Here is a 25,906-nt window from a genome sequence, read left to right on the forward strand (position 1 = left end):
TAAATTATCAATAGTTTATGAAGAAGATTTTTAAGGTTATTTCTGCTTTGTTGATTGTAGTTTTAGTATCATGCAAAACAGAAAAAGAGATATATGTTTTCACATCATTTCATGAACCAGCCACTGAGGGATTGCGATTCCTATATAGTCAGGATGGGATTAATTGGGACAGTATACCTGGTGTATGGCTTAAACCTGAAGTTGGTAAACATAAGGTAATGAGAGATCCATCTATTGTCCGCACTTCTGACGGTATCTTCCATCTTGTATGGACCTCTAGTTGGAAGGGGGATTTGGGTTTCGGTTATTCATCTAGTAAAGACTTGATTGAGTGGTCTGATCAGAAATTCATTCCAGTTATGAGTCATGACACTACAACAGTAAATGTATGGGCTCCTGATCTATTCTATGATGACGTAAAGGATAGTATAATGGTCGTTTGGGCATCTTGTGTCCCTTATAAGTTTGAAAAGGGAGAAGAGGAGGAGACGAACAACCATAGATTATACTACATCAAAACTAAAGATTTCAATACTGTAACTCCTACAAACCTATTATATGATCCAAAGTTCAGTGTTATTGATGCAACAATATTAAAACGTGAAGCAGACGATTATGTAATGGTTTTAAAAGATAATACTCGTCCAAATAGAAACTTAAAGGTAGCTTTTGCTAAAAGTCCTGAAGGCCCGTGGAGTGAAGCATCTAAATCGTTTACCCGTTTTTTAACTGAAGGACCGGCTGTGGCATTTGTCGATAGTGGATATGTGATATATTATGACGAGTACAGAGAAAAACGATATGGTGCTGCTTTTACAAAAGACTTTATTAATTTTGAAGATATCACTAATAAGGTCAGAGTACCTGTTGGTCATAAACATGGTACCATATTCAAGGCTCCCAAAAGTATGATAGAGCAAATGTTAGAACTAAAAAACGGACTACATAATAATACTGATAATGAAGAATAATAAATATCTTTTACTTCTCGCTGCACTCTCTCTATGCAGTGTAATGGAGGGACAGGATAGAGTACACTATACAGGGACTGAACTATCTAATCCATCTTTACATGATGGAGGACTGTCACCTCTGATTGGGGTACACAATATACAGATTATGCGAGCCAACCGTGAGAAACCATCTGAGTTGAATGGTAATGGATGGACTTACAATCATCAACCTATGATGGCATACTGGAATGGTAAATTTTATCTGCACTATCTTTCAGATCCAAGTGATGAGCATATTCCACCATCACAGACATTTCTTATGACATCAGAAGATGGCTATAAATGGACTAATCCAAAGACTCTTTTCCCAATATATCTTGTTCCAGAGGGATATTCAAAACCTGGAAGAGAAGACAAAGCACATAACCTTAATGCTATAATGCATCAACGAGTTGGTTTCTATGTCTCCAAAAGTAATATCCTTATAGCAATGGGGAATTATGGTGTAGCATTAGATCCAAAAGATGATCCAAATGATGGAAATGGTATCGGACGTGTTGTGCGAAGGATAAATAAGGACGGATCTTTTGGAGATATATTCTTCATATATTATAATCATGGTTTCAACGAGAAGAATACAAGTTTCCCATATTATAAAAAGAGCAAAGACAAAGAGTTTGTAAAAGCTTGTGATGAGATACTTGCTAACCCGAGGTACAGAATGCAATGGGTAGAGGAGGCTGACAGGAACGATCCTTTGATTCCATTAAATAAACCTTATAAGGCATATTGTGACTATACTCTTCCTGACGGAAGACTTGTCTCTTTATGGAAACATGCACTTACTTCTATAAGTAGTAATGGCGGAAAAAACTGGGAGGAACCTATTGAACGTGCTAAAGGTTTTGTTAATAGCAATGCAAAAATATGGGGACAGCGATTAAGCGATGGCTCATATGCTACAGTATATAATCCTTCTGAATATAGATGGCCATTGGCGATATCATTAAGTAAAGATGGACTTAACTATACCACACTTAATTTGGTACATGGAGAGATAAGCCCAATGAGGTATGGTGGAAACTATAAATCTTTTGGACCTCAGTATGTAAGGGGTATTCAGGAAGGTAATGGAAAGCCTAAAGATGGTGATATATGGGTTTCATATAGCATGAACAAGGAAGATATATGGGTTTCACATATTACTGTGCCTGCCAGAACTAAGGCTACAGCTCAAGCAAATGACGACTTTTCAAAATATAGATATTTAAGCCAATTGAGGGATTGGAATATATACTCTCTTCAGTGGGCTCCTGTAAGTCTGGAGGGTAAATGGCTTGTTCTTGAGGATAAGGATTTATACGACTATTCCAAAATAGAGAGGGTAATTCCTGCCAGCGATAATTTAAAAGTTAGCTTCTCTATAATGGCTTGCCAAAACAGTAATGGTTACCTACGTATTGAATTCCTCGATAGAAGTGGTGTGGCATGCTCAAGATTGGAACTAACTTCTGATGGTATGTTCCGTGTTAAAGGAGGTGCTCGTTTTGGAAATCTTATGAAATATTCTCCAAACAAGGAGTATAAGGTGGTTGCAGAACTATCTGTTGATAAACGTATGATAGTTGTATATGTAGATGATAAGAAAGTTGGTCAACGTATATTTGATGCTCCTGTAGATAAGATTGAGCGCATCTCATTTGCTACAGGTATCCATCGCAATTATCCTACCATTGACACTCCTGCCGATTGGAACGGGATACTCCCTTCAGCTGGTGACGAGGAGCTGTTGGCAATATACAAGATTGCTGATTTTAAGAGTGAATCAATAGATGCAGACTCTCCATATTCTGCACTGCTCAAGTTCTCCGACTATAAGCACTATGTTGACGAGTTTAACAATATGGAGGATGAAAATATTGTTCAGGCTATCCCTAATTCTCAAGCAGCAGAATGGATGGAAGAGAATATTCCTCTGTTCGAATGCCCTCAGAAGAACTTTGAGGAGATGTTCTACTATCGTTGGTGGACATTGCGCAAACATATTAAGAATACTCCTGTTGGTTACGGAATGACCGAGTTTCTGGTTAACCGTTCGTATGCAGATAAATATAATCTTATAGCTTGTGCTGTAGGACATCATATATATGAAAGCCGTTGGCTGAGAAATTCTAAATATCTTGATGGAATAATCAATACCTGGTATCGTGGTAATGATGGTAAGCATATGGCTAAAATGAACAAATTCAGCTCGTGGAATGCAGATGCCATACTTGGGCGATATAAAGTAGATGGTAACAAAAACTCTTTAGTTGATATAGCTCCTGAACTTGAATCTGAATACTCAAGATGGGAGCAGAGTAACCGTCTTCCAAACGGATTATATTGGCAAGGTGATGTGCAAGATGGTATGGAGGAGTCAATAAGTGGAGGAAGAAAGAAGAAATATGCACGACCTACAATAAACAGTTATATGTATGGTAATGCAAATGCATTATCAATGATAGGTATGATAACAGGTGATGAGGCTATGTCAATGAAATATGGCATGAAAGCTGATTCTCTGAAACATTTGGTACAGGATAAATTGTGGAATGAGAAGCAACTATTCTTTGAGACAATGAGGAGTGACTCTAGTGCAAATGTCCGTGAGGCAATAGGTTATTTACCATGGTACTTTAACCTCCCTGATAATAAGAGATATGACCAGGCATGGATGCAGATAACAGATGTCAAAGGGTTTGATGCTCCTTATGGACTTACAACAGCTGAACAACGTCATCCTGAATTTAGAACACATGGCGTAGGAAAATGTGAATGGGATGGAGCGATATGGCCTTTTGCCACCTCACAGACATTGACAGCTTTGGCAAACTATATGAATAACTATTCTAATCCGATAATTAATGATTCTGTATACTTTGCACAGATGGAAAAGTATGTTGAATCGCAATATCATCGCGGACGTCCATATATAGGTGAATATCTTGATGAGACAACAGGATACTGGTTGAAAGGTGATCAGGAGAGATCTAGATATTATAATCATTCCACCTTTAATGACCTTTTGATTACAGGTTTGGTTGGCTTGCGTCCTGCTTTTGGCAATAAAGTTACTGTAAATCCTTTAATTCCTCAAGGAAAGTGGGATTGGTTCTGTCTGGATAATGTTTTTTATCATGGTAAGAATATCACAATAGTATGGGATAAGAATGGTGATAAATATAGAATAGGAAAGGGATTTATGGTTCTGGTCGACGGAAAGATAGTTGCAAATAGAGAAAATCTATCTACAATAACTTTTGAATTATGATGAAGAGATTTTACATATTATTTATTCTTTTGATAAGTGCTAATTATCTTCCAGCAATGGACGATAATAGCTCTACTTTTAATGGCTCCTATTGGATTGGAGCCATTACTCGTAAAGAGGCAAAATTGCCTGAAGGAAGAAATTACTTTGATGCAGAACTGAAAAAACAGGAGGTAAAAGATGCATGGAATGCTGTTCCTGAGATATCCAAAAGGAGCATATATTTACGTAAAAAGTTCAATGTAAAAAGTAATCTTAAGAAGGCAACAGCTTATATATGTGGGCTGGGATTATATGAATTCACTCTTAATGGCAAGAAGGTTGGAGATATGGAATTTGCACCATTATGGAGTGATTATGACAAATCAGTATTCTATAATGTTTTCGACGTTACTAAGTTGTTAGCCAAGAGAGGTAATGCAGTAGGTGTAATGTTAGGAAACGGATTCTATAATGTTAATGGTGGAAGGTATAGAAAGTTGCAGATTAGTTTTGGACCTCCTACATTACGATTTGTACTTATGTTGGAATATAAGGATGGTACAACCGATAAAGTGGTATCTGATGGCAGTTGGCGATATGATGTTAGTCCGGTGCTTTTCAACTGTATTTATGGAGGTGAGGATTATGATGCAAGATTGGAACAGGATGGCTGGGACATAGAGAATTTCAATGCCGCAGGGTGGAAAGAGGTTGTCATACAAGAGGGTCCGAAAGGAGTAATGAGGCAACAGATTGCTGAGCCGGTAAAGATTATGGAATATTACTCACCTGTCAAATCTAAAAGATTATCTCAAGAAGAGATTGCATCTGCATCAAAAAAGACAAAAAGAGAAATTGGTTCGGTAGCATATGTTCTCGATATGGCTCAGAATCTTTCAGGTTTTCCCGAGATAAAGGTAAAAGGCAGAAGGGGACAAACCGTTACTCTTATTCCTGGAGAATCTTTGACAGAAGAGGGTGCAGTAAACCAACGCGAGACAGGAAGACAACACTTCTATACATATACTCTTAAAGGAGATGGAGAGGAGATATGGCATCCGCGTTTCTCATATTATGGATTCAGATATATTCAGATAGAGGGCGCTTATCTGAGTGAATACTCTACTAAGAGTGAGATTGCATCAGGAAGTTTGCCTGTCATAAAATCTGTTCGTTCATGTTTTATATACAACTCTGCAAAGAAGGTATCTACATTTGAATGTTCCAATGAGATATTCAATTCAGCTCATCGTATTATTGAGAAGGCAGCTCGCAGCAATATGCAAAGTGTCTTTACAGATTGTCCTCATCGTGAAAAACTTGGTTGGCTGGAGGAGGTTCATCTTAACGGACCTGGTCTTCTATATAATTATGATTTGAGAAATTACGGAAAGCAGATTATGCAGAACATGGCAGATGCACAACGTGAGAATGGTTCAATGCCTACTACTGCTCCGGAATATGTTGTTTTCAAAGGAAAATGGCTTGAGGATTTCGCTGAATCGCCAGAGTGGGGCGCTTCGTTAGTCGTATTCCCATTTATGTATCGTGACTTCTATCAGGACGACTCGCTAATAAGAAAATATTACCATAACATGTCTGCCTATATGGAGTATCTCTCAACAAGGGCTGAAAATGGTATTCTCTCTTTTGGACTTGGTGATTGGTACGATTTTGGAGATTATAGGGCTGGTTTCTCACGAAACACACCGGTACCTCTTGTTGCAACAGCACACTACTATATGATGCTCGACTATATTTGTCAGGCAGCTCAAATAGTAGGAGCAGAAGGTGATGCTGAGAAATACCGCCAGTTGGCAGAAAATGTAAAGATAGCATTCAACGAGAAATTTTATAATAAGGAGACTCATCAGTATGGTACCGGCAGTCAGTGCAGTAATGCATTACCTCTATTTCTTAATATGGAACCAGAAGGAGAGAGAAGTTATATACTAAGTAATTTGGTTAATGATATAAAGGCACATGGTGTAAGGCTGACAACTGGTGATGTAGGCAACAGATATCTGTTCCAGACACTGGCACGCAATGGACTTAATGAACTAATGTATGAGATGCACAATCATTATGATTCTCCAGGTTATGGATTTCAGCTGAAATTCGGTGCCACAACTCTTACTGAACAGTGGGATCCTAGAAAAGGGGCTTCATGGAATCATTTTATGATGGGACAGATAGATGAATGGTTCTTTAATTCTCTTGCCGGAATAAACATTGATTTTAGTGGAAAGATCACCATATCACCAAATCCGGTAGGTGACCTAAAATATGTAAAAGCCTCAACATTAACAAACAATGGAAAGGTCTCTGTAGAGTGGAATAGAAAGGGTAACAAATTCAGTATGAAGGTTGTCATACCCGAAAACAGTGATGCTGAAATCAAACTTCCCGAAAAGGTTGAAACCATAAAAGTTAAGGGTGGGGTACACAAGTTTAATGTAAATATCATATGATTATGAAAAAATATATCTTGGTGTTGATGCTATCTTCATTTTTTGCTCAGGCATTCGCTGAAAGAGTAGATATGAGGTTGGCAGGAGCGGATAACAGTGGAAAAGTGTCGAATAGTGAAATCATAAAATCGGTAATAGATAAGTTGGCATCTAAAGGAGGAGGTACCCTCTTTTTCCCTGCAGGAATCTATCTTACCGGACCTATCGAGATGAAGAGTAACATAACTATAGATACTGAAGCTGGTGCGGTTCTGAAATTCAGTGACAACTTTGATGAATATCTTCCTTTTACAGAGGTACGTCATGAGGGTGTAATGATGAAGAGTTTCAGACCTCTTATATATGCATACGACTCTGAGAATATAACAATAAAGGGAGAGGGAACATTAGATGGAAGTGGAAAACTGTGGTGGAGCGAGTTTTTCAAAGTATTGACTGATCTTCAAAAGAATGGTAAGAGAGAGGTAAACAGATATCAGAAGATGTTCGAGAACTCAAATGATATGAAATCTCTTTATGATAATACAAATAGTGATTGGCACTCAACTTTGGAAAGGAGGTTTTTCCGTCCCCCATTTATTCATCCTATAAGGTGTAAGAGGATTAAGATTGAAGGAGTGAAAATCATCAACTCACCATTTTGGACTGTTAACCCTGAATTTTGTGATAATGTTACTATAACAGGTATCACTATAGATAATCCTCCATCTCCTAATACAGATGGTATAAATCCTGAATCATGCAAAAATGTACATATCAGTGATTGCCATATATCTGTTGGAGATGATTGTGTAACAATAAAGTCCGGACGTGATCTTCAGGGAAGAACCATTGGAGTACCATGCGAAAATATAACAATAACCAACTGTACCATGCTCTCCGGACATGGAGGTGTTGTAATAGGTAGTGAGATGAGCGGTGGAGTAAGAAAGGTTACAATAAGCAATTGCGTCTTTGACGGGACTGACAGAGGTATCAGAATAAAATCTACGTGGAAGGGGAGGTTATGTTGAAGATGTTAGGGTGAGTAATATAGTGATGAGCAATATAAAAGAGGCATTTGTATTCAATCTGAAATATAGCGATATGCCTCAAGAACCTAAAAGTGAACGAACTCCTGAATATAGGAATATTTCTGTATCCGATGTTATAGTACGTAATGTGCAGACGCCTCTCAAGATAGTAGGTCTTGAGGAGGCTCCAATAACCGGTATTGTTCTTAAGAACATACAGATGGAGGGAGCTAAAGGGAAGAGCATCATAAAGGATTGCAAAGATATAGTTTTAGATAATGTCGTTGTAAATGGAGAGAAGTTCCAAATTAGTGCAACAGATAAAGCTATGTCATTTCAGAGTAGTAAATCTCTTGGAACAGTACTTGATGATATAAGCAAACGTTTTGGTGTCAGACTTAAGTATGATGTCGATACCACCGGACTAGTACTTCCATATGCTGATTTCAGAATAAGACCATACTCTTTAGAGGAGTCGCTGACAAATGTTTTAGCTCCATTTGACTTCAAGTTCGTAAAGCAGAATGATAAACTTTACAAAATTAAAGCATATGAATATGCTCGTCGCACAACGGCTGATGGCGAGAAATTACTCGGCTATCTCTCTTCACTCTATAATGATGATAAGACTTTCGAAAAGAGAGCTGCTGTACTGAGAAAAGAGGTAAGAGAGAAATTAGGAATTGATAATATACTCTCAGAGTGTGTGCCAAATCCGACAATTAAGTTATCCAAAGAGAGAAAATATAATGGCTATAAAGTTCAGAATTTTGCTCTTGAAACCCTCAAAGGCAAATATGTCTGTGGATCAATATATTCTCCTCTTAAAGGTGGAAAGCATCCTCTGATAATATGCCCTAATGGACATTTCAATAAAGGACGTTATCGTGAAGACCAACAGCAACGTATGGGTACATTAGCCAGAATGGGAGCTATTTGTGTAGATTATGACTTGGTAGGTTGGGGTGAATCAACAGATAAACATGCTACCCCAATGTCACATGTTATGCAAGTAGTGAACGGAGTGAAGATTCTTGATTACATGTTGAGTTCACGTAAAGATATCGATGTTAAACGTATTGGTGTGAATGGTGGCTCTGGAGGTGGAACACAGAGTGTACTACTCACAACTATTGATAACCGCTATGCTGCTTCTGCTCCTGTAGTAAGCCTCTCTTCCTATTTCGACGGAGGTTGTCCTTGCGAAAGTGGTATGCCAATACAACAGGCTGGAGGAGGAACATGTAATGCTGAATTGGCAGCTACATTTGCACCTCGCCCTATGCTGATTGTATCCGATGGTGGAGATTGGACTAAAGATGTACCTGGATTGGAATATCCTTATCTTCAAAATGTATATGGATTTTATAATCAGAGAAGTAGAGTTGAGAATGTGCATTTACCAAAAGAGGGACACGATTTTGGCATAAACAAACGCAATGCTGTATATGATTTCTTCTCAAGGGTTTTTAATCTTGACATCAAGATGGTAAATGAAAAGCTTGTTACTATTGAGAGTGAGGAGCTTTTGAAGAGAAGGTAGTCTATTATATTATAAAGATCGTTACAACTTCTAATAACTATATAAGGGTACATATCATAAAGTTATCCGTCTACTGATTATATTAAGTATAAAACTATGAGATTAACACTATTAATATTATGTCTTTCCGGTTTCTTATCTGCTTCCCAAACAAAGGCGCAGGAATATAAGCTGTGGTATGATAAACCGGCTCATGTATGGACAGAGGCACTTCCTTTGGGTAATGGACGCCTTGGAGCTATGGTCTTTGGAGTACCGGCTGTAGAGCATATACAACTTAATGAAGAGAGTATCTGGGCCGGACGTCCAAACAATAATGCTAATCCTGATGCTTTGGAATATGTACCCAAAGTACGTGATTTGATATTTAAAGGCAAATATATTGAAGCGCAGACTCTTGCCACTGAAAAGATTATGTCGAAGACAAACAGCGGTATGCCTTATCAGACATTTGGAGATCTCTATATATCCTTTCCGGGGCATAATGATTACACGAATTATTACCGTGAACTAAGTCTTGATTCTGCTCGTGTAATAGTTAGATATAAATCAAATGGCGTTAATTATAGACGTGAAACAATAACCTCACTTTCTGATCAGGTTGTCATGGTAAGACTTACTGCCGACAGACCTGGTTCAATAACCTGCAATGCTTACCTCTCTACACCACATCAGGATGCTTCTATACTCATAGATGGTAATGATGTCACACTTGATGGAATCTCATCATCTCATGAGGGACTAAAAGGTAAGGTTGAATTCCAAGGAAGAATACGTTCAATTACAAAGGGTGGCACAAAAAAAATAAATGATGGTATCATCTCCATTGAGAAGGCTGATGAAGCGGTCATCTACATCTCTATAGCTACTAATTTCAATAATTATAAGGATATATCGGGTGATGCAAAGCAACGTTCACTGAATAACATGGACAATGCTGTCAAGAAAGAGTATAAACTTGCCAAGAAGGAGCATACAGAACTATTTAAGAGATATATGGATAGGGTAAAGCTCTATCTTGGTGAAGATATGTATCCTGATATTCCAACTGACAAAAGGGTTGAGAACTTCTCAAAGAGTAATGACAACTATCTTGTTGCCACTTACTTCAATTTTGGTCGTTATCTGCTGATATCCTCTTCACAACCTGGAGGACAGCCTGCAAATCTTCAGGGAATATGGAATGACAAACTCTTTCCATCATGGGACAGCAAATATACATGCAACATAAATCTTGAGATGAACTATTGGCCTTCCGAGGTCACTAATCTCAGTGAGCTATCTCAACCACTTATGCGACTTATAAAAGATGTTAGCGAAAGTGGAAAGGAGAGTGCAAAGATTATGTATGGTGTCGATGGCTGGGTACTTCATCACAATACAGATATATGGCGTATCACCGGTGCGGTAGATAAAGCTCCTTCGGGAATGTGGCCGATGGGAGGTGCATGGCTTTGTCGTCATATATGGGAAAAGTACCTATTTACAGGAGATGTGAATTTCCTAAACCAAAACTATGATATACTAAAAGGTGCTGCCTTATTCTTTGATAATGTTATGGTTAAGGACCCTGAGAGCGGTTATCTGGTTGTATGTCCAAGTAACTCCCCTGAGAATGTACATTCAGGGAGTAATTATCAGGCAACTATAGCTGCAGGTTGCACACTCGACAATCAGTTAGTATTTGATTTGTGGAATCAGGTTATTTCTGCTTCATCTATATTGAACAGGGATAAGGAGTTTGCACAACATCTATCAAACCGTCTCAAAGAACTTGCTCCTATGCATATTGGCAAATGGGGACAGTTGCAGGAGTGGCTTAAAGATTGGGATGATCCGAAAGATGTACATCGTCATGTATCTCATCTCTATGGGTTATATCCGGGAAACCAAATATCTCCATATAGGACACCCGAACTTTTTGAGTCAGCAAAGACTTCTTTGATTCATCGAGGCGATCCGTCAACAGGATGGAGCATGGGGTGGAAAGTATGTCTGTGGGCTCGTCTACTTGATGGCAATCATGCATATAAACTTATAACCGATCAACTTACTCTTGTCAGAAATGAGAAGAAGAAAGGTGGTACATATCCTAATCTTTTTGATGCCCACCCACCATTTCAGATAGATGGTAATTTTGGATGTACTGCAGGTATAGCTGAGATGATAGTACAAAGTCATGATGGTTTCATCTTTCTTATTCCTGCTATACCGGATGGATGGAAAGATGGAAAGGTGAAAGGTATTAAGGCAAGAGGTGGTTTTGAAATTGATTTAGAGTGGAAGAATGGAGCAGTAGAAAAGGCAGTTATAAAATCATCATTGGGAGGAAATTGTTGTATACGCACATATAATCCTATTGGCAGTGTGATAGAATCAGATTCTTCTTTAACAGGAAACAACAAGATACACTCTGTTAGTTTGAGAAGAGCAAATTTAGAAAATAAGAATAGCTTTTTCGCCTTACCGGTACAACTAAAACCTGTAATAAGTGAAGAGGTACAAGTAAATAGTGTTAACTTGCCAAAGAGTTATCTATATAATTTTCAGACTGAAGCAGGTAAAGAATATATAATAAAAAGAAAATAATAGCGATGAGAAAGAGTATTTTAAGACTTTTCATAGTATCTTTTGTATCCATCAATCTGTTTGGATGTAGTAGTGTAAAGAGGAATGTAGAGAAGGAAAAATGGAGTGTGCTGATGGCAAAGTCTGAAATAAAAAGATTCCCAGAGCCGTGGATGATTGAAAATGCAAAGAAGCCAAGGTGGGGATATACACATGGACTTGTGGTTAAATCTATGATGGAGCTTACTAAATTCTCAGGTGATAGCCTTTATTATAATTATGCAAAGATATATGCTGACTCACTTATTGATAAAGATGGAAAGATTAAGACAATGGAGTACCTCTCTTTCAATATTGATAATGTAAATGCCGGGAAAACTCTATTCGATTTTTATAAGATTAGTGGAGATAATAAGTATAAAATAGCTCTCGATACACTTGTAAAACAGATGGGTGAACAACCTCGAACAAGCGAAGGTGGTTTTTGGCATAAAAAGAAGTATGAACATCAGATGTGGCTAGATGGCATTTATATGGCATCTCCATTCTTGGCACAATATGGTAATGAGTTTAAAAACCAGAGCTTATGCGATGAGGCTGTAAAGCAGATTAAGCTGATAGCAACACATACTTACGATAAGAAAACGGGACTTTTCTATCATGGTTGGGATGAGAGCAAAAAGCAGGATTGGGCAGATAAGACAACAGGTTGCTCTCGCAATTTCTGGAGCCGTAGTATAGGCTGGTATGCTGCAGGTATAGTTGATGTTTTGGATTACATACCACAGCAGACAGAGGGACGCGACTCTCTACTCACCTTGGTAAAGACATTAGCAGATGGCATGTTGAAGTTCCAAGATAATAAATCGGGTGTATGGTGGCAGGTTACTGACCAAGCTGATAGAAAAGGAAATTATCTTGAGTCATCAGCTTCATCTCTATTTGTATATTTTCTTGCTAAATCAATAAACAACGGCTATCTATCATCTGATTATAAAAAAGCAACACTTAAAGCTTACGATGGTATTATAAAGAATTTTATAAAAAAAGAGGATGATGGTAGCTTTACAATTACAAATTGTTGTGCAGTTGCAGGTCTTGGCGGAAGTGGAAACAGAGATGGAAGTTTTGCATATTATGTAGGGGAGCCTGTAATAGATAATGACCCTAAATCAGTGGGCTCGTTTATACTTGCTGCAATAGAGATTGAAAAAATGAAATAAAAGATATAGAACATGAAGAAAAAGTTTATTACTCTATTTTATGCGCTATGCATATCAGGTGTGACTTTTGTCAGTGCCCAAAAAAGTTATATTCCTTGGAAAAATGGTAAACTAGCCGTCTCAGAAGAGGGACGTTATCTAAAACATGAAAATGGAACTCCATTCTTCTGGATGGGTGAAACAGGATGGCTTTTGCCGGAAAGAACGGATAGAGATGAAGCATCGTATTACCTTGAGAAATGTGCTATGGCCGGGTACAATGTGTACAAGTACAGACAGTCAACGGAGCACCTGCTATAAATAAATATGGACAATACTCTTTAGTTGACGGATTCAACTTTGAGAATATTGACCGTAAAGGTGTGTATGGTTATTGGGACCATATGGATTATATAATAAAAACAGCAGAAAGAAATGGTATATATATCGGAATGGTCTGTGTCTGGGGAGGTGTAGTAAACTCAGGTGCTTTGACCTTAAAGGATGCTGAGGCTTATGGTAAATTCTTAGCAAACAGATATAAGGATGCACCAAATATAATCTGGATAATTGGAGGAGATATAAAGGGTGATAAGAAAACCGAGATATGGGAAAAGCTTGCCACAACAATAAAGAAATATGATAAGAATCATTTAATGACATTCCATCCTCGCGGACGTACAACATCTGCAACATGGTTTAATGATGCAACATGGTTAGATTTTAATATGTTCCAAAGTGGACACCGTCGTTATGGACAACGTAATGGTGACGGTGATTATCCTATCAAGGAGAATACAGAGGAGGATAACTGGAGATTTGTTGAGGCAAGTCAGGAAAAGTCTCCACTTAAACCGGTAATAGATGGAGAGCCTATCTATGAAGAGATTCCTCAGGGACTCCATAATCCAAAAGAGATACGTTGGAAAGATTATGATGTCAGACGTTATGCATATTGGTCTGTTTTTGCAGGCTCTTTTGGACATACTTATGGCAATAACTCTATTATGCAGTTTATGCGTCCTGGAACAATGGCGGCATATGGAGCTGAGAAATCTTGGTGGGATGCACTTAACGATCCAGGCTTTAACCAGATGAAGTATCTTAAGAATCTGATGTTAACTTTCCCATTTTTTGAAAGAATACCCGACCAATCTGTGATTGCCGGAGTTAATGGTGAGAAATATGATCGTGCTATAGCAACACGTGGAAAAGATTATCTGTTGGTTTATAATTATTCAGGAAGACCTATGCAGGTAGATCTTACAAAAATTAGTGGAAAGAAGAAAAATGTATGGTGGTACAGTCCTAAAAATGGTAAGCTGTCATATCTCGGAGAGTTTGATAATAAAATCAATACATTCCAGTACGATAGCGGATACATGAGTGGTAATGACCAGATTCTTATTGCTGTAGATTCTGAGAAAAACTATGTTGCGAAAGAGTGGATGGAACTACCTTTTATTGAACAAAATCAGTCAGGAAATCAATAAACATGAAAAATATATATTATAAAATAATCATCGCTCTATGCTGTCTGTTACCTCAGACAGCATGGGGCGATGCTGTTTCTGTCACTACTGTTCGTACCGAGAACATGAGTAATCCGATAGGATTGGATACGGCACAACCTCATTTTAGCTGGAGAATAGAGTCGGAGAAAAGAGATGTGTTGCAAACTGAATATCAGATAATAGTCGCTTCCAGTAAAGAGCTTCTTGATAAGGATAACGGTGATTTATGGGATTCAGGTAAGGTTCCATCTTCCTCTTCTATCCGAATAAAATATGACGGAAAGAAGTTAAAAAGCAACCAATATGGTTGGTGGAAAGTGAAGAGTTTCACCAATAAAGGTGAGACAAAGTGGAGTGAGAGTGCTTATTTCAGTATTGGACTTCTTAATGAGGTAAATTGGCGTGGACAATGGATTGGTCTTGATAGGGCAGCAGCCGGTGACAGCGAGACAACATGGAGCCGTCTGTCATCACGATATCTAAGAAAAGAATTCAAACTGAAAGGTGGAATAAAACGTGCTACAGTGCATATTGCAGGTATGGGTATGTATGAACTGTTTATAAACGGTAAGAGAGTTGGTGAGCAAGTGTTGGCTCCTGTTCCTACAGACTATCGCAAAACTATTGTATATAACAGTTTTGATGTTACCTCAATGCTCGTCGACAATAATGCAATTGGTGTAACACTTGGCAATGGACGATTCTATACAATGCGTCAGAATTACAAGCCATATAAGATTACCAATTTCGGATATCCTAAGCTTAGGTTGAATTTGATAGTTGAATATCAGAATGGAGAGAGAGAAACTATAATAACCGATACATCATGGAAACTTTCAACTCAGAGTCCTATAAGGAGCAATAATGAGTATGATGGTGAAATTTATGATGCACGCAAAGAGATGCCGGGATGGACAACATCCGGTTACAACGACTCTTCATGGAGCCAGGCAGAGAGAGTTAGTATTCCTTCAGGTACATTAAGAGGAAGTATGACACCAAATATGAAGGTTGTCATGACTCTAAAGCCTAAGACAATAAAGAAGATTGGCAATAAATATATTCTTGATATGGGGCAGAACATGGCAGGATGGATAAAGATGACTATCCGCAATGCCGCAGTCGGAGATTCCATAAAACTTCGTTTTGCCGAGACTCTTCAGCCAAATGGGGAACTATATATTCTTAATTTGCGAGATGCTCTTGTTACAGATAAATATATCAGTAATGGTAAAGACAGTGGTCTAACATGGACACCTCGATTTGTTTACCATGGATTCAGATTTGTTGAGATTACCGGTTCTAAAAATCCTGATATCAATGATTTCGTAGGTGAGGTGGTAAGTGATGAGATGGAGAACTTAGGAACATTTGAATGTTCTAATGATATGCTTAATGGTGTCTATAAAAATGCATGGTGGGGTATCCTTGATAACTATAAAGGTATGCCTGTAGATTGCCCTCAGCGTAATGAACGTCAGCCTTGGCTTGGTGATAGAGTGATGGGCAGTTGGGGAGAGAGTTTCTTGTTTGATAACAGTAACCTATATGCAAAATGGGCTAATGATATATGTGAGGCACAGCGTGAGGATGGTTCCATTCCCGATGTGGCTCCAGCTTATTGGAACTACTATTCCGATAATATGACTTGGCCTGCTGCTCTGCCTATGGCTTGTGATATGCTATATACTCATTTCGGAAATATTGAACCTATCAGAAAGTTCTATCCTAATATAATGAAGTGGTTGGAATATATGCGTGAGAACTATATGACATCCGACTATATTGTAACAAAAGATAAGTATGGTGACTGGTGTGTGCCACCCGAAACCCTTGACTTGATACATAGCAAAGATCCTGATCGTATAACTGATGGTACACTAATAGCAACAGCATACTATCTGAAGATGTTGCAGACAATGCACCGTTTTGCAGGAGTGTTGGGATATAGTGAAGATATGAAGAAAATCGAAGAGTTGGAACATAAAGTGAAGGATGCATTCAACAGTAAATTCCTTACAGTAAAGAGAGGCACTTCACTCATGCCTGGACATATATTATATCCTGACAGTATCTACTATGGCAATAATACTGTTACAGCTAATATACTTCCTTTGGCTTTTGGTATTGTGCCTGATGAATATAGAGAAGATGTGGTAAAGAATATTGCTCACAAAATAATGATGGATAAAACTCCTGTAACAAACTATATCGGACATGTTAGCTGTGGTGTTATAGGAATGCAGTGGCTGATGAAGACATTGTCAAAATATGGACTCTCGGATATTGCATGGATGTTTGCAACTAATGATACTTATCCATCCTATGGATATATGGCAAAGAATGGAGCAACTACTATTTGGGAGTTGTGGAATGGTAATACAGCCAACCCGGAGATGAATAGTGGAAATCATGTGATGCTTCTTGGCGATCTGTTGAAATGGTGTTATGAGAATATAGGAGGTATAGCTCCCGACCGTAAGGAGGTGGCATTCAAACATATCATCATGAAACCTGATTTCAATATACAGAATATCTATAATGCTAATGTATCGTATATCACTCCTTATGGAAAGGTGACAAGCAAATGGAAGAAGACTTTGCAGAAGCTAAATTGGGAGGTAACCATCCCTGCTAATACTACAGCAACACTTTATATGCCTGATGGAAAGATAGAAAAGATTGGTTCGGGTACATATCAGTTTACTGTTGCTATACCTGCAAAGTCAGAGAAAATAGTTAAACAAGAGTTCTTGTATACTAAATCATCTTTCCCTGAATGTCATGCATCAACAATTGTTGAGCTTAAGAATGGTGACCTCGTTGCATCATTCTTTGGAGGTACAAAAGAGAAGAATCCTGATTGTTGCATATGGGTTTGCCGTAAACCTAATGGCTCTTCAGAATGGAGTGAACCTGTTATAGCTGCAGACGGTGTCTTTTCACTTGATGATCCTTTGATTGGTATTGCAGGTCTTTCAGGTATAAATGAGAAGACTACTATGGCAAATGTAGGACCTGCATCTAAGAATTTCAAAGGAGATATCAATAAGGCACGCCGTAAAGCTTGTTGGAATCCTGTTCTTTTCCAAGTTCCTGGAGGTGATTTATTGCTTTTCTATAAGATCGGAAGTAGCGTTGGTGACTGGACCGGATGGCTAGTACGCTCTAAAGATGGGGGTAAAAGTTGGAGCCAGCGTGAACCTCTGCCAAAAGGATTCTTAGGTCCGATAAAGAATAAACCTATATATCTTGATGGAAGAATAATTTCGCCTTCGAGTACTGAAGATAACATGGGATGGAGATTGCATTTTGAGATCTCTGATGATTTTGGAAAAACTTGGAAAATGGTAGGTCCACTTGAGGCTGAACTAAATCTGCCAACAGCTCTAAGAAAGAGTGGAGCAGTACAGAGCGACAATGAGACAGGAGAACCAATCCAGGGAAAAGATATGCAGCCTATTTTTGCTATCCAACCAAGTATACTGATTCATAAAGATGGAAGACTACAGATACTTGCACGCACAAGAAATGCAAAGCTTGCAACATCTTGGAGCAGTGATAAGGGAGATACCTGGAGCAAAGTTACTCTAAGCGATGTTCCAAATAATAACTCGGGAACTGATGCTGTAACAATGAAAGATGGACGTCATGTGCTGATATATAATAATTTCGAAACATTGCCGGGTAATCCAAAGGGCTTGAGAACTCCTTTGAGTATTGCTATATCTAACGATGGCATTGACTGGAAACATATTTTAACCTTGGAGGATTCTCCAATAAATCAATATTCATATCCATCAATCATCCAAGGAAAGAGTGGTAAACTTCATGTAATATATACATGGCGTAGAGAACTGATAAAATATGCTGAGATAGATATTGATAAATAACTGATGAGAAATAATCGGTTATAACAGTTAGTTATATTGAATGAGATGTTTAGAAGTATTTGCTAAACATCTCATTTTATTTTTATAGTCTAGAGCCAATTATAGGTTTGGAGTGCAAAAAAGATATGGTTTATAGCTCTTCATTATTACCAATTCTATACCCAAAAAGTCTTCGAGGAGTTTATCAACGGATCATGATCGGTTGTGGATCGGATCATGATTCGTTGTGCATCCGATCATGATCGGTTGGTCAAAAGTCTTCGATCGGTTGGTCAAAAGTCTTCGATCGGTTGGTCAAAAGTCTTCGATCGGTTGGTAAAGAGTCTTCGATTGGTTGAAGAAAACTCTTCATTACAGGGCATTCTTATAGAGATCTTTATCTATTTTCTGAGTACAAAATGGTTAAAATGTCGTCTCTTAAATACTAAACAATAAGATAAACTTACAATATGAGGAGATATAATACAGGTCTGTTTCTATTAAGCATGGTTATGTTGGCAGGATGTGGTAAGCCTGAGGTAAATGTTGTTATGACTGGAGACATGACAACACGTTTGGCTTTTGCCGGAGAACAGCTGAAACAGGCTCTTGTAGAGAAAGGATACGAAGTAAATCAGACTACAGATGAGAAAGAGATTGGTGGAGGCAAAAGAAGCATATATCTTAATCTTCTGAACGATACTACAAAAAAAAATAAAGAGAGATTTGATATCAGCACAAAAGGGAAAAACACCTATGTTACAGGTTATGATGGAAACGGCATAATATATGGCTGTCGTGAACTTATTGATCAGCTTGACCAGAGTGGAACAATGGATTTCAAACCGGTAAGCGATGCACCTGAGATGGTATTAAGGGGGGCATGTATAGGTCTTCAAAAGACAACTTATCTGCCCGGACATGCCGTATATGAGTATCCATATACTCCTGAATCATTCCCATGGTTCTACGATAAAGAGAGATGGATAAAGTATCTGGATATGATGGTAGAGAACAGAATGAACTCTCTATATCTTTGGAATGGTCATCCGTTTGCTTCACTTGTCAAGTTGAAGGATTACCCTTTTGCTTTGGAGGTTGATGAAGAGACATTCAAGAAGAATGAAGAGATGTTCTCATTCCTTACTACTGAGGCTGAGAAACGTGGTATCTTTGTCATTCAGATGTTTTACAATATAATAGTGAGTAAACCTTTTGCTGACCATTATGGCATCAAAACTCAGGATAGAAATCGTCCTATCACCCCTTTGATAAGTGATTATACTCGTAAGTCAGTTGCCGCATTTATTGAGAAATACCCAAATGTGGGACTATTGGTATGTCTTGGCGAGGCTATAGGTACATACGAAGAGGATGTAGAGTGGTTCACAAAGACAATCATACCTGGTATAAAAGATGGACTGAAGGTGTTGGGAAGAACAGATGAACCGCCTGTACTTGTCCGTGCTCATGATACAGATTGTAAGATGGTTATAGATGCTGCTCTTCCTCTTTACAAGAATCTATATACCATGCATAAATATAATGGGGAGTCACTTACTACTTATGAGCCTCGAGGACCCTGGGCAAAGATACATAAAGATTTAAGCTCTTTAGGGAGTGTTCATATCAGTAATGTTCATATATTGGCTAACCTTGAACCATGGAGATGGAGTTCGCCTGATTTTATCCAAAAGTCAGTAAAGGCTATGCACTCTGTTCATGGAGCTAATGCTTTACATATTTACCCACAGGCTAACTATTGGGATTGGCCATATACAGCCGATAAACTTGCCAATGGAGAACGAGAAGAACAGGTCTACCGTGATTGGGCTTGGTACAAAGCTTGGGGAAGATATGCTTGGAAAGCTGATCGTAATCGTCTTGAGGAGATAAAATATTGGGACAAACAGTTTGGAGATTTTTATGGCATTCCTGCTGAAATGGCTGATAATATTCGTATAGCATACGAAGAGAGTGGAGAGATAGCTCCAAAATTGCTGAGACGTTTCGGTATTACAGAGGGAAATCGTCAGACACTACTTCTTGGCATGTTCATGAGTCAGTTTGTAAACCCATATAAGTATACCATACATTATGGATTTTATGAGAGCTGTGGACCTGGAGGAGAGAAGCTGATTGAATATGTAGAGAAAGAGTGGAAGAAACAACCACATGTGGGAGAGTTGCCATTAGACATAATAAATCAGGTTATCGAACATGGAGATAAAGCTGTAGCAGCAATTGATAAGGTGGTTTCTTCTGCTAAAAAGAACAGCGATGAACTGAGAAGACTTCAAAATGATATGCATTGCTACAGGGAGTACGCTTATGCTTTTTATTACAAAGTAAAAGCTGCCCAACATGTTCTTAACTATCATTGGGGAAAAAATATGGATGAGTTGGATAAAGCAGTACCTTTGATGGAGGAGAGTCTTAAACATTATACCAAGCTTGTAGATTTGACAAAGGATACATATCTGTTTGCCAATAGTATGCAGACAGCCCAGAGACGTATTCCTATTGGAGGTGATGATGGTAATAATAAGACATGGTCGGAGATGCTTGTTCACTATAAAGCTGAACTTTATAACTTCAAGGAAAATATAGAGATGCTGAAAGATAAGAAAGTTCGTAAGTGCGTAGAGGTTACTCCTCTAAAAGAGGCTGATGTCAAAATACTCAATAATCTCACTAAGGTGAAAATAGAGAAAGGAGCTAAGATATTCTCAAATATAGATGGAGGGATAGATGCTATTGCCAAAGAAATTACAGGGTTGACAGGCTTTGTATTTAATGGAGAAAAGCAACGTGATGATGCCACCACCATAGAGTTTGAGTGCTCTTCACCTGTTACTATGCTCGTGGCATACTTTAAAGACGACCATCGTAAGTTCGCAAAAGCTCCAAGATTAGAGAGCGATGCTTCGGCAAATGATTATGGACAGGCTGAGCCTGTGCTTACAAATGCATTGCATGTAAAAGGTGTGGCTCTGGCAGACATATATCCATATAAGTTCAAAGCAGGCAGACATACACTGATACTTCCTAAAGGTTATTGTGGAGTTTTGGGCTTTACAGAGGATAAAATAAAGGAAAGAGATGTAGCTTTAGAGGGTGGAGCTGATGCTCCCGACTGGCTTTTCTATTAATATTGCATTTATGAAGAGATTATTTTTTGCTATAATTAGTTTTTTACCCATTCTTACTGCTGCTCAGAAGCAGGTGAATCAGAATGAGATGCAACATATATACGAGCAGGTAAAGACTCCATATAAGTATGGATTGGTTGTTGCTCCCGAAGATAACAACCATAAGATTGATTGTCCCACGGTGTTTCGTGTAGGAGATAAATGGATGATGACCTATGTGGTATATAATGGTAAGGGTGGTACTGACGGACGTGGGTATGAGACATGGATTGCGCAAAGTGATAATCTCCTGGAATGGAAGACATTAGGAAGAATACTCTCATATAAGGATGAAGGGTGGGACTGCAACCAGCGTGGTGGATTTCCTGCTCTGCCGGATATGGAGTGGGGCGGAAGCTATGAACTGCATAAATACAAAGGGAAGAACTGGATGACCTATATAGGTGGTAAAGGTACCGGTTATGAGGCCGTACGTGAACCTCTTAATATTGGATTGGCATGGAGTGACAGACCTCTTGATAAGGCTTTTGAATGGAGTACTTTTGATAAACCTATCATTAGCATATATGACAAAGATGCTCAATGGTGGGAGCAGATGACTGAGTACAAAAGTACTATATATTGGGATAAGAGTAAGAGACTTGGTGCTCCATTTGTTATGTTCTACAATGCAGGTGGGCGTAATCCCGAGAATGGGATAAAGGGAGAGAGAGTAGGTATAGCTTTATCAAAAGATATGAAGAGATGGAAGCGCTATGCCGGTAATCCTGTATTTGCTCATGAGGCAAATGGTACTATAACAGGGGATGCACATATTCAAAAGATGGGCGATATATATGTAATGTTCTACTTCTCTGCATTCTCACCTGATAGGAGATATAAGGCATTCAATACTTTTGCAGCAAGTTATGATTTAGTAAATTGGACTGACTGGAATGGTGCTGACTTAATCTTCCCATCTAAAGAGTATGATGAACTCTTTGCACATAAAAGCTATGTTATAAAATATAATGGTGTTGTCTACCACTTCTATTGTGCCGTAAACAGTGCTGAACAGAGAGGAATAGCTGTAGCAACAAGCAAGCCGATGGGTAAGTCGGCTTTAAGTTTTCCACAGCGTGACAACAAAAATAGGCGTGAGGAGATCAATTTGAATAGTGGTTGGAAGAGCTGGATCACAGAGAGTAATAACGGTGATAAAACTCTGACTAAGAAAGCTATTATGGTAGATCTTCCACATAACTGGGATGATTACTATGGATATAGACAACTTACTCATGGCAATCTTCATGGTACAGCTATCTATGAAAAGGAGTTTTCAGTGGAGCCAAACTCACTAGATAATAGGGAGTGCTTCATTCGCTTTGAAGGAGTAGGAAGTTATGCTACAATAACTCTCAATGGAAAGGAGTTTGGTCGTCGCCTTATTGGTAGGACAACCTATACTCTTAATGTTTCGGATGTTATACACACCGGTAAAAACAGACTTACAGTTAAGGTTGAGCATCCTGAGATGATTTCTGATTCGCCATGGGTTTGCGGAGGTTGTTCTTCTGAATGGGGATTTAGTGAGGGGTCACAGCCTTTTGGTATATTCCGTCCTGTTGTTTTGGAGTTTACTGACAAGATAAGGATAGAGCCATTCGGAGTGCATATATGGAATGATGATAACTCCAAAACAATCTATTTGGAGACGGAGGTAAAGAACTACTCGAATAAAGAACAGAATATTGAACTTGTAAATAAATTCAGCAATGCTGACGGTAAACAGGTGTTCCGCCTGACAGAGAATTTAGTACTTAAACCAGGTGAGACAAGATTGATAAAACAACAGTCAGCTATAGAAAATGCCATATTGTGGAGCTGCGAGAAACCTTATCTGTATAAGTTGGCAACAATGATCAAGCGTGATGCCAAGACAACAGATGAGATGGTCACTCCTTTTGGTATAAGGACAGTTAGCTGGCCTGTGAAACGAAATGATAATGACGGACGTTTTTACCTTAATGGGAAACCTCTTTTCATAAATGGGGTATGTGAATATGAGCATCAGTTCGGACAGAGCCATGCCTTCACCAACGAGCAGATAAAGGCGAGAGTTAAGGAGATAGAAGGTGCAGGATTTAATGCATTCCGTGATGCTCATCAGCCTCATAATTTAGAGTATCAAAAATATTGGGACAGAGATGGAATACTTTTCTGGCCACAGTTCTCAGCACATATTTGGTATGACACACCAGAATTCCGTGAGAATTTCAAATCCCTGCTTAGACAGTGGGTGAAGGAACGCCGTAACTCACCAAGTGTGGTTATGTGGGGATTGCAGAATGAAAGTACTCTTCCAAAGGATTTTGCCAATGAGTGTTGTGATATAATTCGCGAAATGGATCCTACTGCAGTGAATATGCGCGTAATAACTACTTGTAATGGTGGTGAAGGGAGTGATTGGAACGTTATTCAAAATTGGAGTGGTACTTATGGTGGAGATATAGAGCAATATGGTAAGGAACTATCGAAAAAGGAGCAACTTCTAAATGGTGAATATGGCTCTTGGAGAAGTTTGGGACTCCACACAGAACCTGGAAAGTTTGAGCAGAACGGTATATGGAGTGAAGAGAGAATGTGTAAACTTATGGAGACAAAAATACGCTTAGCTGAAGAGGCTAAGGACAGTGTGTGCGGTCAGTTCCAGTGGATATTCTCGAGCCACGATAATCCGGGACGTCGTCAGCCTGATGAGGCATATCGCGTTATAGATAAAGTGGGACCATTTAATTATAAAGGATTGCTCACTCCATGGGAAGAACCATTGGATGTATACTACATGTATAAGGCAAACTATGTATCGGCAGAGAAAGAGCCTATGGTTTATTTATCTTCACATACATGGCATGACAGATTTAAAGGTGAATGTAAAGCAACTATTGAGGCGTATAGTAACTGCGATTCTGTATTGCTATATAATGATGCTTCTGATGGCCAACTTATTGGTTCACAAGAAAATGGTGTAATTGGAACACATTTTGAGTGGAGAGATGCGCATATTAAATATAACGTGTTGCGTGCAGTAGGATACTATAAAGGGAAACCTGTAACAGAAGATATATTGGTGCTGGACAATCTAGAGAAATCTCCAAAATTCGATAATCTATATAAAGCCTATTCTATATTGCCTGTTGCAGCCGATAACATTGTTTGTGACATTAAGGGGGCAGTTGGGTACAACTATCTCTATCGCATAAACTGTGGTGGTGACGAGTACACAGACAGCCATGGACAGTTGTGGAACAAGGACAATTCAACATGGTCTTCTTCCTGGGCTGATGAGTTTGTGAATAGTGGTAACGGATTGATAACACCTTATCAGGCAAGTCAGAGGGTGACCAATGATCCTGTTCACGGAACAAAAGATTGGAAACTATTTCAGAGTTTCCGCTTTGGACGTCATAAGTTGAACTATACTTTCCCTGTAGAGAATGGCAAATACATGGTAGAGCTCTATTTTATGGAACCATGGTTTGGTACAGGAGCAAGTGAGAAAAGTGACTGTGAAGGTATGAGGCTATTTGATGTGGCAATAAATGGTAAGCAGGTGATAGATGACCTTGATCTGTGGGCTGAAAGAGGACATGATGGAGCCTATAAGAGGGTTGTATACGTTGATGTTGATTGTGGTGAGATAAAGATATCGTTTCCTGAAGTAAAGGCAGCTCAAGCAGTTATATCTGCAATAGCAATCGCCTCTACAAATAATATGGCATCTCCTAAAGTTACAATCAAAGATGATAAGTTTAGTTGGGCTGCTCAGGAGAGCAATGTGATGGTTACAACTCCCGATTCACTCTTGCCGGTAAATAAGAGTGCACGTGCTTCTGTAAGCTATCAGGCTGAAAATGCTCTTATTAAGGGTAAATATTCAGTAGAAGAGGTGAAAAAGGAGAGAGGCGTCTTCTTCGATAAGGGTAATGAGAATAGTATAAAGTGGAATATATCTACCGGACTGGCACAGATATATGCCTTCAGGTTTAAGTATATGAACCTTACAGGAAAAGGTGTAAAGGTTAATATGAAACTTGTGGACTCAAAAGGGGTGGTGCTAAAAAGTGATGAACTTACTTTTGCGGAGACACCTGAGAAGTGGAGAATGATAAGTACTACTTCAGGCAGTTTCATAAATGCAGGTCATTACAGTGTGATTCTCTCTGCTCCGGATATGAAGGGATTAGCATTTGATGCTTTAGATGTGCAATAATATTTTGATTTAAAACATATACCTACTTAGGTTACAAAATCCATTCTCATACGTCTCATATTATAAACAAA

At 38.7% G+C, this 25,906-nt stretch carries 7 protein-coding genes and 4 pseudogenes; all 11 read left to right on the forward strand.

Going from position 1 to position 25,906, the window contains the following annotated elements; translation table 11 throughout:
• Positions 1 to 17 precede the first annotated feature (17 nt).
• The 11 genes and pseudogenes from JCM15092_RS05570 to JCM15092_RS05620 all read left to right on the forward strand — a co-directional run bounded on the left by JCM15092_RS05570 (position 18) and on the right by JCM15092_RS05620 (position 25,835).
• Positions 18 to 971 (forward strand): glycoside hydrolase family 43 protein, encoded by a 954-nt coding sequence (locus tag JCM15092_RS05570; RefSeq protein ID WP_024993794.1) that lies wholly within the window; start codon positions 18 to 20, stop codon positions 969 to 971.
• The gene (locus tag JCM15092_RS05575; protein WP_024993795.1) at positions 961 to 4,266 is read left to right on the forward strand and encodes an MGH1-like glycoside hydrolase domain-containing protein; all 3,306 of its coding nucleotides are present in this window, start codon (positions 961 to 963) and stop codon (positions 4,264 to 4,266) included. Before JCM15092_RS05570 ends, JCM15092_RS05575 begins: the two co-directional genes overlap by 11 nt.
• Positions 4,267 to 4,343: 77 nt before the next feature.
• Positions 4,344 to 6,719 (forward strand): annotated as a pseudogene (locus tag JCM15092_RS05580) (alpha-L-rhamnosidase); the annotation flags it as partial.
• Positions 6,716 to 8,039: pseudogene (locus tag JCM15092_RS17490) on the forward strand (glycoside hydrolase family 28 protein); the annotation flags it as partial. The pseudogenes JCM15092_RS05580 and JCM15092_RS17490, both read left to right, overlap by 4 nt.
• A 21-nt stretch (positions 8,040 to 8,060) precedes the next feature.
• Positions 8,061 to 9,254, forward strand: a pseudogene (locus tag JCM15092_RS17495) (6-O-methylesterase); the annotation flags it as partial.
• 117 nt (positions 9,255 to 9,371) lie between these two features.
• Positions 9,372 to 11,864, forward strand: a complete 2,493-nt coding sequence (locus JCM15092_RS05595; protein WP_024993797.1) for a glycoside hydrolase family 95 protein — start codon at positions 9,372 to 9,374, stop codon at positions 11,862 to 11,864.
• A 5-nt stretch (positions 11,865 to 11,869) separates the two neighbouring features.
• Positions 11,870 to 13,066: a glycoside hydrolase family 88/105 protein gene (locus JCM15092_RS05600; RefSeq protein ID WP_024993798.1), complete on the forward strand. Its 1,197-nt coding sequence runs from the start codon at positions 11,870 to 11,872 to the stop codon at positions 13,064 to 13,066.
• A 12-nt stretch (positions 13,067 to 13,078) separates the two neighbouring features.
• Positions 13,079 to 14,538 (forward strand): annotated as a pseudogene (locus tag JCM15092_RS15115) (glycoside hydrolase family 140 protein).
• A 2-nt stretch (positions 14,539 to 14,540) separates the two neighbouring features.
• Positions 14,541 to 18,452 carry a family 78 glycoside hydrolase catalytic domain gene (locus JCM15092_RS05610; RefSeq protein ID WP_024993799.1) on the forward strand — a complete coding sequence of 1,304 codons (3,912 nt, stop codon included), beginning with the start codon at positions 14,541 to 14,543 and terminating at the stop codon, positions 18,450 to 18,452.
• 449 nt (positions 18,453 to 18,901) lie between these two features.
• Positions 18,902 to 21,583, forward strand: coding sequence for an alpha-d-galacturonidase (locus JCM15092_RS05615; protein ID WP_024993800.1), 2,682 nt, complete (start codon positions 18,902 to 18,904; stop codon positions 21,581 to 21,583).
• A 10-nt stretch (positions 21,584 to 21,593) separates the two neighbouring features.
• On the forward strand, positions 21,594 to 25,835 hold the full coding sequence (locus tag JCM15092_RS05620; protein WP_024993801.1) for a beta-d-glucuronidase/beta-L-arabinofuranosidase: 4,242 nt from the start codon (positions 21,594 to 21,596) through the stop codon (positions 25,833 to 25,835).
• The last annotated feature ends 71 nt before the right edge of the window (positions 25,836 to 25,906 follow it).

The organism is Phocaeicola paurosaccharolyticus JCM 15092, assembly GCF_000613805.1.
GTDB lineage: Bacteria > Bacteroidota > Bacteroidia > Bacteroidales > Bacteroidaceae > Phocaeicola > Phocaeicola paurosaccharolyticus.